This window comes from Photobacterium sp. WH77, from assembly GCF_022014395.1.
GTDB classification, from domain to species: Bacteria; Pseudomonadota; Gammaproteobacteria; order Enterobacterales; family Vibrionaceae; genus Photobacterium; species Photobacterium arenosum.
Window position 1 is genome coordinate 25,503 of the sequence record NZ_JAKLTE010000016.1, and the last position, 15,447, is coordinate 40,949.

Sequence of the window (15,447 nt, forward strand, 5' to 3'; positions counted from 1 at the left end):
ATGCAAGCACAGCTTATTCATGCTTAATTGGCAAGGAATATTAATCACTTACACTGGCATAAACCTTTCCAGACAGGGTAAAATTAGGCTAGGTACAGATAAAAACACTAGAAAGTAACCACACTTTGTATGTGGTTACGACAAAAGCTACCTCCCTGTACGCAGGGTAAAAAAAGACAGCCTAACTACCTCTTACCCCCCAGGAGTCGCTAATGACAGTCATGCACGCCGAAGATAAAAAGGTCAACCAACAGCTGAATTTGTCTCAGTATGGTATCCATAACGTAAAAGAAGTCCTTCGTAATCCTTCCTACGAAGTCCTTTTTGAGGAAGAAACCAGACCCGGTCTGGAAGGTTATGAAAAAGGCGTAGTGACAGAGCTGGGCGCTGTCTCTGTAGACACTGGCATTTTTACCGGTCGTTCTCCAAAAGATAAGTACATAGTCAAAGACGACACCACTCGCGATACTCTGTGGTGGTCAGATCAAGGCAGCAACGACAACAAACCACTGAGTTCAGAGGTCTGGAGCGATCTGAAAGCGCTGGTCGCCAATCAGCTATCCGGCAAACGTCTGTTTGTGATCGACGGCTACTGTGGTGCAAACCCGGACACCCGCTTATGTATTCGGGTGATCACTGAAGTGGCCTGGCAGGCACACTTTGTGAAGAACATGTTCATCCGTCCGAGTGACGAAGAGCTGGCCACCTTCAAACCCGACTTTGTGGTGATGAACGGTGCCAAATGCACCAATGACCAGTGGCAGCAACACGGCATGCACTCTGAAAACTTCACCGTGTTCAACCTGACAGAGCGCATGCAGCTGATCGGGGGTACCTGGTACGGCGGCGAGATGAAAAAGGGCATGTTCTCTATGATGAACTACTTCCTGCCGCTGCAGGACATTGCCTCTATGCACTGTTCAGCTAATCAGGGAGAAAATGGCGATGTTGCCGTGTTCTTTGGCCTGTCCGGCACAGGTAAAACCACCCTGTCTACCGATCCTAAGCGTAAATTGATTGGTGATGACGAGCATGGCTGGGATGACAACGGTGTCTTCAACTTCGAAGGGGGCTGCTACGCCAAAACCATTAAACTGTCGAAAGAAGCCGAACCGGACATCTATCAGGCGATCCGTCGTGACGCCCTGCTGGAAAACGTGACCGTTCGCGATGACGGCACCATAGATTTTGACGACGGTTCTAAAACCGAAAACACCCGTGTGTCCTACCCGCTGTACCACATTGAGAACATAGTGAAGCCGGTATCCCGCGGTGGTCATGCCAATAAAGTGATTTTCCTGTCGGCTGACGCCTTCGGTGTACTGCCTCCGGTGTCCAAGCTGACGCCTGAGCAGACCAAGTACCACTTTTTGTCTGGCTTTACGGCGAAACTGGCTGGCACCGAGCGTGGCATCACAGAGCCGACACCGACCTTCTCGGCCTGTTTTGGTAATGCATTCCTGAGTCTGCACCCGACTAAATATGCGGAAGTGCTGGTCAAACGCATGGAAGCGGCAGGCGCTGAAGCCTATCTGGTCAACACTGGCTGGAACGGCAGCGGTAAACGTATCTCAATCAAAGATACCCGCGCCATTATTGATGCCATTCTCGACGGTTCGATCGAAAACGCTGAAACCAAGCAAGTGCCCATTTTCAATCTGACCGTGCCGACAGCCTTGCCGGGTGTGAACCCCGACATTCTGGATCCGCGCGATACCTATACCAGTGAAGCGGAATGGGAAACCAAAGCCAACGATCTGGCCAAACTCTTCATTAGCAACTTCGATAAATACACAGATAACGAACAAGGTGCCGCTCTGGTTGCCGCTGGCCCTCAGCTGGACTGATTTGAGTGAAACTGAAAGAAGCCCTGCACCGCAGGGCTTCCTTGTCTCTGAACCAATCGCACACTCGTGCAACAACCTTAGCTAAACACTAAATAGCCAACAAAAACCCGCCGCATTCCTTGCCAAGTAGTCGCATTTCCTTCACTCTTTTGACACCGGCCTTACCATGCCTTTTTCCCAAGACTTTCATCACCGCCCGATTGCCCGGCAGCGGCCTAAACATGGTTTGGCGGCTGATATGGAGTTCGGCATGCGTTTCTTCACAAAAATACTGGCTACCCTGATGATTCTGCTGCTGATGGCAGCAACCATTATTGTCATCCTGCTGCATACCCGCTACAGCGCTGCCCTGGTGAACACTTTTTTAAAGGGAGCCGGCTACAGCGGCGCTCAGGTTACCGGTGTGCAATATTCACTGCAGAGCGACCCGCTGCATTTACGACTAAGCCAGCCACGCTGGCAAAGGCAAGATGCGCCCGCCTTAGCCGCTGAGCAGCTTGATCTCTGGCTGTCTCCCGCCTCTTTCTACCAGCGGGGCTGGCATTTTGACAGCCTGTTAATCCAAGGCGTTAATCTCGACCGGCTACCGGTTATCGGGCTGGAAAACGGGCAGCTCAACGCCCGCCGGCTGGCTGTGACCAAACTGACTGTTTCTGTGCCCGGATTGCAGCTAGATAACGCGCGCCTCGAACTCGACAACTGGCAAAACCGCGCACAAGACTGGGGAGACTTCAACGGGGACTTCCGCCTTTCGGCCGAGCAGGCCACCTGGCACGATCACTCACTGCAGCAGGTGCTTATTGACGGGGAGCGCGATGCCCGAACCTGGACTGTGTATGGTTTGTCATTGAACTGGCAAGGTGCCCGCTTCCACGGCCAGGCCGAATATCAGACTGACGAGCATAACCTGATCATCCACCAGCTCAGCGCCAGCGGCCTGAAGATAGACCAAGATTTCCCGATCCAAACCTTATTGGATCTGAGCGCACAGGCGAACGAGTCCGGGCTGAGCGTAGATTTACGCCGTCTGGATATCCTGGACAGCAGTCTGGAACACGAAGAATACAGTACCAGTCATGCGAATCTGGCCCTGGAAAACTGGCGCTGGCCCGGCACGCTGTGGCAACAGCAGGATGCCCGTCTGTCGCTGGGGGCCGATACGCTGCGCTGGCATGACCTGCTGCTGGACTCTCCCCTTACCGAGCTGCACTTCACCCCGGAGCAGATCAGCCTGAACGGCTTTTCGGCCCGTATGCTTGAAGGCTACCTGCGCGCTGAGGCGACCCTGACGCCCGAAGCCATGTTGCTGCATCAGCTGGAGTTAAAGGGTATTCGCTGGGTACTGCCCGAAGCCATTCAGGCCTGGCTGATGCACGACAGCGCCCCGCAAACGCCTCTGCAGGCTCAGGTCGATCAGTGGTGGCGCCAGCTGGATACTCTGACCGTGGATCAGCTCTCTGTCGGCTACAGTCAGCTGACCGGCACCTATGCGCCACTGCCTTTTCAGATCAGCGATATCAATCTGGACGGCACAGGGCTGGTGTTGCTGCGTCAGGGACAACCCGGACTGTGGCAAGGTGAACTCAATGCCAGTGCCGGTTTCACCCATATTCGCCAAATCACCATCCACGATCCGCTGCTGACCATGAGCAGCCAGGCAGGACACTGGCAAATCACACGGTTAAATCTGCCAATTGAAGAAGGTTTGTTAGAAGGCAGCGCCGATATCCAGCTCAACGAAGCAGGCTGGCCATGGACACTGTCTCTGGCCGGTGACAGTTTACCGTCACAGATGCTGCACCACTGGTTAGGACTGCCGCTCCCGCTGCAGGGAAAGATGGATATCAGCGCCCAGGCAAGTGGTCTGGGGCAGTTTCACCGCGGGCTGGCTTACAGTTTGAATGGTCATCTCAACGCGGCATTCCGCCAACAGTCTCTGACCCAGAGCGAAGCCTCGCTGCTGCAGAGCTGGCAGAATAGCGAAACACTGGCCGTTACCCCACTCAGTAGTGGTAACAATCCAGTCCGCTCGCCAGTCACGCTGAGTCCGCTAAAGTTGCGGGCTGATCGGGGACGCATTGCCATACAGCCGCTGAGCCTGCAAGGCCAGCAGTTAACAGCGGAGCTACAGGGAGAGTGGGATCTGGCGATCCCGTCCGAACGCGAAATCCAGCTCAACGCCAGCAATGGCTGCCAACAGCTCAGCAAACGCTGGCATAACCATCAGCAGGACATATCCGTGCTGTCTTGCGAGCGAAACAGCATATAGGTTCCGGTGAAGGTTGCAGCATGGGATTCATCGCTGAACACCTGCACTTCCACCACCATTCGCCCTTTACGGCCATTGGCGATCCGGTCCAGATCGCCGGTAAGGGTCTCCACACCCGTGACGGCGCGAGGGCGCGATTTCACCGGCGCGGAGTAACGAATGCGGCTATCAACCAGCATGATATCAGCCTGAAGCTGGCGCTCCTTCAGCAACATCCAGAGGAATCCCCAGCCAGCCAGCGTCGCCATGGTAAAAATACTGCCGGCAAACATGGTCGCCCTCGGGTTGAGGTTGGCGTTCAGTACCGCACTGACTTCAAACCGGTAACCTGTGTACTGGCTGATTTTGACGCCCATTTTTTCACTGATCGGAATATGAGACTGCCAGACATCCTGCAGCTCCTGGCACCAGTCGGGATGGCGCACCACTTCAGTTAACGGATCCAGATATTTCAGCATCTGCTGATGACGAACCGGCCCGCGTTCCTCGCTTAACTCACCCTGATTGGCAAAACCGTTGATCTGATAAAAGCGAATGGCTTCTTCGCGGGCATTACAGACCAGCCGCTTAGCACCCTCCTGCCGGGCCAGCGATTCCAGCGCCATCAGCAGCAAGCCGCCCATGCCTTTATTGCGGTAATTGGGATCGACAGCCATATAGCGGATCTGACCGTCATTTTCCGGCGTCATATACAGCCGGCCAATCGCCACCGGCTGACCGTCATCATCGACTATCATTCGATGGCAGCTCAGGGCGTCATAGGCATCGCGTTCTGATCCCGCCGGCATATGCCAGGGCTGGCGTAACATCCGCCAGCGAAAGTCAAAATAGCGGGCCAGTTCCGCCTCAGTTTGCGGGGTGATCAATCGAAACATAGCGTCCTTCTCCAGTCATTCAATTCCATTTGCGCACTCACACGCTCCGCCTGTTGGTCTGCTTACCTGCGCAAACGGCCGTGGTTATTCAGATAACCACCTTGTTCACGCTATAGCATGAAGGCTAGCACTGCAGCCAGAAAGTGACAGGACCATCATTAAGAAGCGCCACTTTCATATCGGCGGCAAAGATACCCGTTTCGGTGCGGACAGCGCTTTCCTGGCAGGCTGACACAAAGTAATCGTACAAGCGCTCAGCGTCCGCCGGGTGTGCCCCGGTCGAAAAGCTCGGACGCATACCGCTGTTGGTATCGGCGGCCAGCGTGAACTGCGAGACGACCAGCACACTGCCCCCCGCCTGCTGCACATTGAGGTTCATTTTTCCGGCATCATCCTCAAACACCCGGTAGCCCAGCACTTTATCGCGCAGCCGGCGGGCTTTCGCTTCATCGTCACCTTTCTCTACCCCGAGTAAAACCAGTAACCCCTTGCCAATAGCACCGGTCACTTTGCCATCGACGGCAACACTGGCTTCACTCACTCGTTGTATCAGCGCAATCATTTTGTATCCTTGTACGTCTTCACGGTTTATTGCTGTTCTTCGTTTGCTCAGCACCGGATGCCTGTGCTCCCTGATGCCCGGCATCCACTGAGGCCAGAGGCTGTTTTTCACCCTCACCTGAGCCGTGCGGTGTTTTTGCCCGCTGACGCCAATGCTGCTCTTCACACAAGCTGGCGGTGATTTCTGCGCCCAGCAACACAATACACCAGCACAGGTACACCCACACAAACAAAATAGGTACCACAGCCAGTGCGCCGTATATCAGCTGGTAAGACGGGAAATTAGTGATGTAGAGCGCAAAGACTTTTTTGCTCAGCTCAAACAGGGCACTGGCGATCAGAGCACCTATCAGCGCATTACGCAACCGGACTTTAGTGTTAGGCACCAGCATATACAGGCCCAGAAAGGCCAGGGTGGACATCAGAACAGGCAGACCACGCAACAGCTGCTGTACAAAGCCGTTCACGGTTTCGCTGCCCAAGATATTCAGTGAAGCCAGGTAGGAGCTGATCGCCAGGCTGGAGCCGACCAGTATCGGGCCCAAGGTCAGTACCATCCAGTAAATCGAAAAGGAGATCACCACACGGCGGTGCTGGCGAACCCGGAAAATATAATTCAGTGACTTATCAATGGCGGATATCAGCAGAATGGCGACCACAAACAAGGCCCCGATCCCCACAGCCGTCATTTTGCCAGCGTTAGCGACAAACTGATTGAGGTAGTTTTGCACCACGTCCCCTGCTGTCGGCACAAAATTTTCAAACACAAAGGCCTGCAGCTGATCGCCCAGAGAGGCAAACACGGGAAAACTCGACAGTGCTGACAGCACCACAGTGATCATGGGCACCAGCGACAGCAGCGTCACATAGGCCATAGAGCCGGCCGTGACGGTCAGGCGATCATGATCGATGCGACGGTACAAATACTGTACGAATTGCCAAAGTTCTGTGACCGCCTGGCGCAAACCCGGCCTGGACGTTATTTTCATATCAGCCATATTGAATTAATCTTTGTTGTTTATCGTTCAACTACGAAACGACCCTACTCGCGACAGAGTTAACCTCAGCCCTTTCAAATATGCCGCATTCTGGCTCTGAACAGCCGTGTCATGGATATTGGGGTATATCAACAACATAGTGCGTCCGGATGGGAATAACAACCAGCCAGGTCGCCAGCCAGGAGCTTTTATGCCATATGCTTTTGCCCTGATACTGAGCCTGACACTGCTGTCGGGCTGCCAGAGCGCCTACTATTCTGCCATGGAATCGGTCGGTGTTCATAAACGCGATATCATGATCGATCGCGTCGAAGATGCCACTGAGGCGCAGAAAGACGCCCAGGAACAGTTTACCTCAGCGCTGGCCGCGTTACAGTCACTAACCCGCTTTGAAGGTGGTACGCTGGAAGAGACCTACAACCGGGTGAATGCGCAGTATGAAGCCAGTGCCGATGCCGCCGATAAAGTCAGCGACCGCATCGCAGCGATTGAAAATGTCTCACAAGCCTTGTTCGATGAATGGCAAGAGGAGCTGAGCCTGTATTCCAGCTCAGCGCTGCGCCGCGACAGCGAAGCCAAACTCAAAGCCACCCGCGCTTCTTACAGCAAGATGATTGCTGCCATGCACAGGGCAGAAGGCAAAATGGCACCTGTGCTGGATACGTTGCGGGATAACAGCCTGTACCTGAAGCACAACCTCAATGCTGCGGCCATCGGCTCCCTGCAAGGCGAGTTCCGCTCGCTTGAACGCGATATCCAGCGGGCGATCAGCGATATGCGCGCCGCTATCAGTGAGTCTGAGCGCTTTGTGGCCCAGCTGAACCGCAGTTAATCTGGTGTCGGCCTGAATAAAAAAATCCCCCGCCGGGATAACCGGAACGGGGGATTTTTCACTGTGCCCCCAAAGGGCGCACAGAATCAGTTGTTACTTCGCACCACGGCTCGCACGCTTACGATCCGTTTCCGTCAGCAGTTTCTTACGGATACGAATGCTTTCCGGCGTCACTTCCACCAGCTCATCGTCATCGATAAATTCCAGCGCCTGCTCCAGGGTGTACTTAATTGGCGTGGTCAGCACCTGCGCATCATCGGTTCCTGATGCACGGACGTTGGTCAGCTGCTTACCTTTCAGGGCGTTAACCGTCAGGTCATTATCACGGCTGTGAATACCGATCACCATGCCTTCGTAGACTTCGACACCGTGACCGATGAACAGACGACCACGCTCCTGCAGGTTAAACAGGGCATTGGTCAGTGCTTTACCCGCGGCGTTTGCAATCAGCACGCCATTGACGCGCTGGCCGATCTCACCACCTTTGTGCGGACCGTAATGATCAAACGTGTGGTAAATCAGACCAGAGCCTGAGGTCAGGGTCATGAACTCAGTCTGGAAACCGATCAGGCCACGTGATGGCATGACGAAATCCATACGCACACGACCTTTACCATCCGGCGCCATATCTTTCAGCTCACCTTTACGCAGGCCGATTTTCTCCATGATGCCGCCCTGGTGTTCTTCCATGACATCAATGGTCACAGTTTCAAACGGTTCCATCAACTGGCCGTTTTCTTCTTTGATGATAACTTCAGGACGTGATACCGCCAGCTCGAAGCCTTCACGGCGCATGTTTTCAATCAGAATCGACAGGTGCAGTTCACCACGACCTGACACGCGGAATTTGTCCGGGTCTTCTGTTTCTTCAACGCGCAGCGCAACGTTATGAACCAGCTCTTTCTGCAGACGCTCCAGAATGTTACGAGAGGTCACGAACTTACCTTCTTTACCGGCAAACGGAGAGGTGTTCACCTGGAAAGTCATGGTTACAGTTGGCTCATCGACGCTCAGCGCTGGCAGTGCTTCAACCGCGTTGACATCACAGATGGTGTCAGAGATTTTCAGCTCACCCAGACCAGTGATCGCGATGATATCACCGGCAGTCGCGCGATCGATATCGTGGCGCTCCAGACCCAGGTAGCCCATGACAGTACCGACTTTACCGTTACGGGTTTTACCGTCTGCACCAATAATGGTCACTTGCTGGTTTGGTTTTACAGAACCACGGGTCACACGGGCAACACCGATAACGCCGACGTAAGAGCTGTAGTCCAGCTGAGAGATTTGCATCTGCAGCGGGCCGTCAACGTCGACCGCAGGTGGTGCAACATTGTCTACGATTGCCTGGAACAGTGGTTCCATGTTCTCGCCAGTCTCGCCTTCTTCGCGTGTTGCCCAGCCATTCAGTGCTGATGCGTAAACCACCTGGAAGTCCAGCTGTTCGTCGGACGCACCCAGATTGTCAAACAGATCGAATACTTGATCCATCACCCAGTCAGGACGAGCGCCCGGACGGTCGATTTTGTTGATAACAACAATTGGCTTCAAACCGTGAGCGAACGCTTTCTGGGTCACGAAACGAGTTTGCGGCATCGGGCCGTCAACTGCGTCAACGATCAGCAGAACAGAATCCACCATCGACATAATACGCTCTACTTCACCACCGAAGTCGGCGTGCCCTGGGGTGTCCACGATATTGATGCGGTAATCATTCCAGTTGATGGCGGTGTTTTTCGCCAGGATGGTAATGCCACGCTCTTTCTCGATATCGTTGGAGTCCATCACGCGTTCTTCAACGCCGCCACGGGAGTCCAAGGTACCTGATTGCTGCAGCAGTTTATCAACCAGGGTGGTTTTACCGTGGTCTACGTGCGCAATGATTGCGATATTACGTAATTTATCGATCTGTGGATTAGACATGGATTTGGCATTCACTCAGATGTTGCGACCCCCTGAAAAACAGGCAGCCACTGATTAAAAAAACGGCTCATAATCTACCAGATTTTACGTCAAAACCCAGCAAATATGTGATTTATATCATCACGTCGGAACGAAACTGATAGCAATAGCAAGAATAAAGCGTAAAAAACCAATAAAAACAGTCAATTAAAAACAAGAGCGCGCAACGGGCTTTTTTTTGGTGCAATAAAGTGAATGCAATCCGTCGCGCAGACGATTGACAATTGATCAGCGTGGGCTAAATATAGCCGATGTCTTTGCATTCGGGTGAAACGGAGTGACAAAGAGGGAGATAATCCCCGCTTGCACCATTGTGGTGCGCAAAATCACCATATCAGTGCAATGGAGCCCATGATTATTTGCACTGAGCGCCATAACAGGGCGTAAATATGGCAATTTTGGGGATTTAAAAAGTTGGCATGGATTTCGCAAAGCTTACTGTATCGGAGCACATGCTTGTTCCTTTCCAAAATTTTTTGCGGCCAGTTGCCCAAATCTAACACCGGAGGTTACTTAAGATGTCAGTAGAAAACGTACTCGCGTTGATCCAGGAAAACGAAGTTAAATTTGTTGACCTACGCTTTACCGATACCAAAGGTAAAGAGCAACACATCTCTATCCCCGCTCACCAGATTGACGCAGACTTCTTCGAAGACGGTAAGATGTTTGATGGTTCTTCGGTCGCTGGCTGGAAAGGAATCAACGAATCAGACATGGTGATGATGCCAGATGCATCTACCGCTGTGCTGGACCCATTTACCGAAGATGCCACGCTGAACATTCGCTGTGACATCCTTGAGCCTGCCACCATGCAAGGCTATGACCGTGACCCGCGCTCTATCGCCAAGCGTGCGGAAGAGTACATGCGCAGCACCGGCATCGCCGACACAGTGCTGGTAGGTCCTGAGCCTGAGTTCTTCCTGTTCGACGACGTGAAGTTCGCCACTGATATGTCAGGTTCTTTCTTCAAGGTTGACGATATCGAAGCGGCATGGAACACAGGTTCTACCGTTGAAGGCGGTAACAAAGGTCACCGTCCGGGCGTGAAAGGCGGTTACTTCCCGGTTGCACCGGTTGACTCATCACAAGATATCCGTTCTGCCATGTGTCTGATCATGGAAGAAATGGGTCTGGTTGTTGAAGCGCACCACCATGAAGTGGCGACTGCAGGTCAGAACGAAATCGCAACCCGTTTCAACACCCTGACGTCAAAAGCGGACGAAATCCAGATCTACAAATACGTGGTTCATAACGTCGCGCACGCTTTCGGTAAAACAGCAACCTTCATGCCTAAGCCTCTGGTTGGCGACAACGGCAGCGGCATGCACGTGCACCAGTCTCTGGCCAAAGACGGTCAGAACCTGTTTGCGGGCGACAAGTACGGCGGCCTGTCTGAAATGGCACTGTACTACATCGGCGGTATCATCAAGCACGCACGCGCCATCAATGCGTTCGCTAACCCGTCAACCAACTCGTACAAGCGTCTGGTTCCTGGTTTCGAAGCCCCTGTTATGCTGGCGTACTCAGCGCGTAACCGCTCTGCGTCTATCCGTATCCCTGTGGTACCAAGCCCGAAAGCGCGCCGTATCGAAGCTCGCTTCCCAGATCCAGCGGCTAACCCGTACCTGGCATTTGCCTGTCTGCTGATGGCTGGTCTTGACGGCATCAAGAACAAGATCCACCCAGGCGAAGCGATGGACAAAGACCTGTACGATCTGCCAGCAGAAGAAGCGGCAGAGATTCCAAAAGTGGCAGAGTCACTGGAGATCGCACTGAAAGCACTGGATGAGGACCGCGAGTTCTTAACCGCTGGCGGCGTGTTCTCTGACGATTTCATCGATTCTTACATCGCACTGAAATCAAAAGATGTTGAGCGCATCAACATGGCGACTCACCCTCTGGAATTCGACCTGTACTACTCTGTATAAGTCTGAACACCGCGATTCACTGTTCAAGGCCTGCGCATGCAGGCCTTTTCTTTATCTGGCTCACCAAGGCTGGGCAAACCTCAGCACCCAGGCTGGCGCAACCACTTTCACCAAAACGACTCATCCCGTTTCCCGCAGCCGGCACGCTTTACAGGCCCACTGAGGTGATTGGGCCGGAAAAGACGGCAAGGTTATTGCATTATTCAACGTTCACCGTCTTTATGCGTTGCCAAAAGTCAGTCTCAAAGCGGTTGCTGTCACCAACAGCCTAAAAAGGCTGGACTCGCTCACTTAGTGCTGCACAAGTAACAAAAGACGGGCTACACTGTAATGCACCAAAACAGTGCAATGCACCAGAGGTGTTTGCTCCGCAAGCGGGCACACTGGCCATAACCACAAGGATGAGACTGTGACTGCCGCTTTTACGCCATTGATCCTGAACAACCTGGTCACTGCGGTGATACTGCTCGATGAGCTGCTGAAAATTCGCTACGTCAATCCGGCCGCAGAGCAATTGATGTCCTGCAGCCAGCGGCGATTGCTGGGCAGTCGCTTTCCGGATCTGCTCCAGCACAGCTCGCTCGATCTGGGCCTGATTCAGTCGACAGTGCAAAGTGGACAAGGACTAACCGACGGCGAAGTAACCCTGGTGATCGATGGCCGCCACCATACCCTGGAAATCAATGCCAGCCCGGTAAGCTGGCAAAAAGAGGTGCTGATTCTGCTCGAGCTCAAACCCATAGATCAGCAGCGCCGGATCAGCCAGGAAATCAGCCAGCACGCGCAGCAACAAGCCGCCAAAGAGCTGGTCCGCGGGCTGGCCCATGAGATCAAAAACCCGCTGGGGGGATTACGCGGGGCCGCGCAATTGCTGGAAAAAGCCCTGCCGGATCCCAGCTATACCGAGTACACCCAAATGATCATTGAACAGGCCGACCGGTTGCGAAATCTGGTCGACCGCCTGTTAGGGCCGCAAAAACCCGGCATCAGAACGGTAGGCAATATCCATGTGGTACTGGAAAAAGTTCGCCAGCTGGTGTCGCTGGATCACAGAGAGCAACAGCTGCGCATCCAGCGCGATTATGACCCCAGTCTGCCGGATTTCAGCATGGACCCGGAGCAGCTGGAGCAGGCCATCCTCAATATTGTCAGTAATGCCGCCCTGGCACTGAGCCAGCAGTCGGGCGAAGGGGTAATCACCCTGCAGACACGCACCGCACACCAGGCTTTAATTCACGGTCAGCGACACAGAATCGCGGCCAAGATCGACATCATAGACAACGGACCCGGCATTCCGGCCGACATACAGGACACCCTGTTTTATCCCATGGTCACGGGCCGCGAAGGCGGTAACGGACTCGGCCTGTCCATCGCCCAGAATTTAATTGATCAGCACCACGGCAAAATTGAAGTGTCGAGCTGGCCAGGGCAGACAAAATTTTCCATTTATCTACCGATTCAATCAACAGAATAACAAAGCAGCCGGGCCTGTTAGCATTTCCGCCATCACGCCCGGCATGCACACAAAGGACACAACGGAGGGCATGCGATGAGCAAAGGACTAATCTGGGTTGTCGACGATGACAGCTCCATACGCTGGGTACTGGAGCGCACCCTGAATGCAGCCGGACTGCGCTGCGAAACCTTCGCCGATGCCGACAGCGTCGTAGAAGCACTGGAGCGCAGCGTGCCGGATGTCCTGGTATCTGATATCCGGATGCCGGGCACAGATGGCCTGACACTGCTGCGCAACCTGCATCATGATTACCCCACCCTGCCGGTCATTATCATGACGGCGCACTCAGATCTGGATGCGGCCGTTAACGCCTATCAGGAAGGGGCGTTTGAATACCTGCCCAAGCCGTTTGATATCGACGAAGCCGTGAGCCTGGTGGAGCGGGCAGTCACCCACAGCCAGGAGCAAAAGCGCCAGCAGCAGCCGGAGGAAATCACCAAGCAGGCCCCGGAGATCATCGGCGAAGCACCGGCAATGCAGGAAGTGTTTCGTGCCATCGGCCGCCTGTCCCGTTCCTCGATTTCCGTGCTGATCAATGGCGAATCCGGCACAGGTAAAGAGCTGGTTGCTCAGGCACTGCACCGCCACAGCCCGAGACGGGAGAGCGAATTTATCGCCCTCAACATGGCAGCCATTCCCAAAGACCTGATTGAATCTGAGCTGTTTGGCCATGAAAAAGGCGCGTTTACCGGCGCCAACAACATCCGCCAGGGCCGTTTTGAGCAGGCCAATGGCGGCACCCTGTTTCTGGATGAAATCGGCGATATGCCACTGGATATTCAGACCCGGCTGCTACGGGTACTGGCTGACGGTCAGTTCTATCGCGTTGGCGGGCATTCACCCATCAATGTCGATGTCCGCATCATAGCCGCCACGCACCAGAATCTGGAACGGCTGGTGGCCAAAGGGGATTTCCGGGAAGACCTGTTCCACCGCCTGAATGTCATCCGGGTGCATCTGCCCGCTCTGAAAGACCGCCGACAGGATATCCCGCAACTGACCCGCCATTTCTTAAAGCGGGCGTCAGATGAACTGGGAGTGGAAATCAAATCCCTGCACCCGGACACAGAAACCCTGCTCACCAGCCTGGCATGGCCGGGTAATGTTCGCCAGCTGGAAAATACCTGTCGCTGGCTGACAGTGATGGCCAGCGGCAACGAAATCCTGCCGTCGGATCTGCCGCCCGAACTGACCGCCGTCGACAGCCAGCCGAAAGGCGACGGCAGCGAACCGCACTGGCAACAATCGCTGCAGCACTGGGCCCGCCAGGCATTGCAGCAGGGCAACCAGAATCTGCTGGGGGAAGCCATGCCGGAATTTGAACGTATTCTGCTTGATACCGCCCTGGAATTTACCCACGGTCACAAGCAGGAAGCCGCCAAGCTGCTCGGCTGGGGACGCAACACCCTGACCCGGAAACTCAAAGAGCTCAACATGGCCAGTGACTGACAGCCCTGCCACTGTCGGTGAGCAGGATTGGTGATTTTTTCAACAGCGGAAGTAAACATCAGCCCGATCTTGATGATCGGGCCAGATCCTCACCCTGAGTGTAATGATTGTCTTGATATCTTTGCTTATACTGAGGCTACAGTTTTTCCGGGATACCATGATCATGATTAGCAAACACCTGCCACTGACCGATTTGCACCGTCACCTGGACGGTAACATCCGTATTCAGACCATTCTTGAGCTGGGCCAGCAGTTTGGCATGGCACTGCCTGCCAACGACCTTGAGTCACTACGTCCGCACGTTCAAATCGTGGAAGCCGAGCCCAGCCTGGTGGCTTTCCTGTCCAAACTGGACTGGGGCGTCGCGGTGCTGGGCGATCTGGAGGCCTGCCGCCGCGTAGCCTACGAAAATGTCGAAGATGCCCTCAACGCGCAAATTGACTATGCTGAGCTGCGGTTCTCACCCTATTACATGGCGATGAAACACAACCTGCCAGTCGCCGGCGTGGTCGAAGCCGTTGTCGACGGCGTTCAAGCCGGTTGTCGCGATTTTGGTATCAAAGCGAACCTGATCGGTATCATGAGCCGGACTTTCGGCACCCAGGCCTGCCAGCAGGAGCTGGACGCCCTGCTGAGCCAGAAAGACCACCTTGTTGCCGTTGATCTGGCCGGCGATGAACTGGGCCAGCCGGGTAACCAGTTTGTCGGCCACTTCAGACAGGTGCGCGATGCCGGCCTGCAGGTCACAGTGCATGCCGGTGAAGCCGCAGGCCCGGAAAGCATGTGGCAAGCGATTGAGGAGCTGGGGGCAGTGCGTATCGGCCACGGTGTGAAAGCGGTGGAAGATGCCAGACTGATGGATTATCTGGCTGAGCACAACATCGGTATTGAGTCCTGCCTGACCTCGAATATCCAGACCAGCACTGTCGCCAGCCTGGCCGGTCACCCGCTCAAGCAGTTTCTCGATCACGGCATTCTGGCCTGTCTGAATACCGATGACCCGGCCGTTGAAGGCATTGAGCTGCCTTACGAGTACGAAGTGGCTGCGCCTAAGGCAGGTCTGACGCCGGAGCAAATCCGCCAGGCGCAAATCAACGGCCTGGAACTGGCTTTCCTGTCTGACAGCGAGAAGAACGCCCTGCGCGAGATGGCGGCCAAGCGTTAATCCCGCCATCGCCTGCGCAACAAAAACGCCCCGCTTGAAATCGCA

General features: G+C 54.4%; 11 protein-coding genes. 7 read left to right on the top strand and 4 right to left on the bottom strand.

Annotated features, from left to right (window positions below):
* The first annotated feature begins 212 nt into the window (after nt 1-212).
* Nucleotides 213-1,847 (top strand): phosphoenolpyruvate carboxykinase (ATP), encoded by a 1,635-nt coding sequence (gene pckA, locus L6J37_RS15435; protein WP_192017436.1) that lies wholly within the window; start codon nt 213-215, stop codon nt 1,845-1,847.
* Nucleotides 1,848-2,097: 250 nt separating this feature from the next.
* A complete protein-coding gene (locus L6J37_RS15440) occupies nt 2,098-4,116 on the top strand; it encodes an AsmA family protein (RefSeq protein ID WP_237795774.1) in 2,019 nt (672 codons plus the stop codon).
* Here the strand turns inward: L6J37_RS15440 and L6J37_RS15445 are convergent.
* The 3 genes from L6J37_RS15445 to L6J37_RS15455 form a co-directional block, all read right to left on the bottom strand.
* On the bottom strand, nt 4,071-4,991 hold the full coding sequence (locus L6J37_RS15445) for a bifunctional GNAT family N-acetyltransferase/hotdog fold thioesterase (RefSeq protein WP_218386268.1): 921 nt from the start codon (nt 4,989-4,991) through the stop codon (nt 4,071-4,073). The genes L6J37_RS15440 and L6J37_RS15445 overlap by 46 nt on opposite strands.
* 124 nt (nt 4,992-5,115) lie before the next feature.
* On the bottom strand, nt 5,116-5,553 hold the full coding sequence (gene dtd / locus L6J37_RS15450) for a D-aminoacyl-tRNA deacylase (RefSeq protein ID WP_192017433.1): 438 nt from the start codon (nt 5,551-5,553) through the stop codon (nt 5,116-5,118).
* A gap of 19 nt (nt 5,554-5,572) precedes the next feature.
* Nucleotides 5,573-6,550: a virulence factor BrkB family protein gene (locus L6J37_RS15455; protein WP_218386270.1), complete on the bottom strand. Its 978-nt coding sequence runs from the start codon at nt 6,548-6,550 to the stop codon at nt 5,573-5,575.
* 190 nt (nt 6,551-6,740) lie between these two features.
* Between L6J37_RS15455 and L6J37_RS15460 the strand changes: the two genes are divergently transcribed.
* The gene (locus tag L6J37_RS15460) at nt 6,741-7,382 is read left to right on the top strand and encodes a DUF2959 domain-containing protein (protein ID WP_237795776.1); all 642 of its coding nucleotides are present in this window, start codon (nt 6,741-6,743) and stop codon (nt 7,380-7,382) included.
* 93 nt (nt 7,383-7,475) lie between these two features.
* Here L6J37_RS15460 and typA read toward each other — a convergent pair whose 3' ends face one another.
* The gene (gene typA, locus L6J37_RS15465) at nt 7,476-9,305 is read right to left on the bottom strand and encodes a translational GTPase TypA (protein ID WP_192017430.1); all 1,830 of its coding nucleotides are present in this window, start codon (nt 9,303-9,305) and stop codon (nt 7,476-7,478) included.
* Between the two features lie 557 nt (nt 9,306-9,862).
* Between typA and glnA the strand changes: the two genes are divergently transcribed.
* From glnA to add, 4 genes are all read left to right on the top strand, one after another.
* Nucleotides 9,863-11,272 (top strand): glutamate--ammonia ligase, encoded by a 1,410-nt coding sequence (gene glnA, locus L6J37_RS15470; protein WP_192017429.1) that lies wholly within the window; start codon nt 9,863-9,865, stop codon nt 11,270-11,272.
* A 409-nt stretch (nt 11,273-11,681) separates the two neighbouring features.
* On the top strand, nt 11,682-12,746 hold the full coding sequence (glnL, locus tag L6J37_RS15475) for a nitrogen regulation protein NR(II) (RefSeq protein ID WP_192017428.1): 1,065 nt from the start codon (nt 11,682-11,684) through the stop codon (nt 12,744-12,746).
* 75 nt (nt 12,747-12,821) lie between these two features.
* A complete protein-coding gene (gene glnG, locus L6J37_RS15480; RefSeq protein WP_161446827.1) occupies nt 12,822-14,237 on the top strand; it encodes a nitrogen regulation protein NR(I) in 1,416 nt (471 codons plus the stop codon).
* Nucleotides 14,238-14,400: 163 nt separating this feature from the next.
* Nucleotides 14,401-15,402 (top strand): adenosine deaminase, encoded by a 1,002-nt coding sequence (gene add / locus L6J37_RS15485; RefSeq protein WP_237795777.1) that lies wholly within the window; start codon nt 14,401-14,403, stop codon nt 15,400-15,402.
* The last annotated feature ends 45 nt before the right edge of the window (nt 15,403-15,447 follow it).

Coding starts and splice junctions, on each gene's coding strand:
- glnA (WP_192017429.1), top strand. CDS start 9,863: ATGTCAGTAGAAAACGTACTCGCGTTGATCCAGGAAAACGAAGTTAAA.
- pckA (WP_192017436.1), top strand. CDS start 213: ATGACAGTCATGCACGCCGAAGATAAAAAGGTCAACCAACAGCTGAAT.
- L6J37_RS15460 (WP_237795776.1), top strand. CDS start 6,741: ATGCCATATGCTTTTGCCCTGATACTGAGCCTGACACTGCTGTCGGGC.
- L6J37_RS15455 (WP_218386270.1), bottom strand. CDS start 6,550: ATGGCTGATATGAAAATAACGTCCAGGCCGGGTTTGCGCCAGGCGGTC.
- L6J37_RS15440 (WP_237795774.1), top strand. CDS start 2,098: ATGCGTTTCTTCACAAAAATACTGGCTACCCTGATGATTCTGCTGCTG.
- glnG (WP_161446827.1), top strand. CDS start 12,822: ATGAGCAAAGGACTAATCTGGGTTGTCGACGATGACAGCTCCATACGC.
- L6J37_RS15445 (WP_218386268.1), bottom strand. CDS start 4,991: ATGTTTCGATTGATCACCCCGCAAACTGAGGCGGAACTGGCCCGCTAT.
- typA (WP_192017430.1), bottom strand. CDS start 9,305: ATGTCTAATCCACAGATCGATAAATTACGTAATATCGCAATCATTGCG.
- dtd (WP_192017433.1), bottom strand. CDS start 5,553: ATGATTGCGCTGATACAACGAGTGAGTGAAGCCAGTGTTGCCGTCGAT.
- add (WP_237795777.1), top strand. CDS start 14,401: ATGATTAGCAAACACCTGCCACTGACCGATTTGCACCGTCACCTGGAC.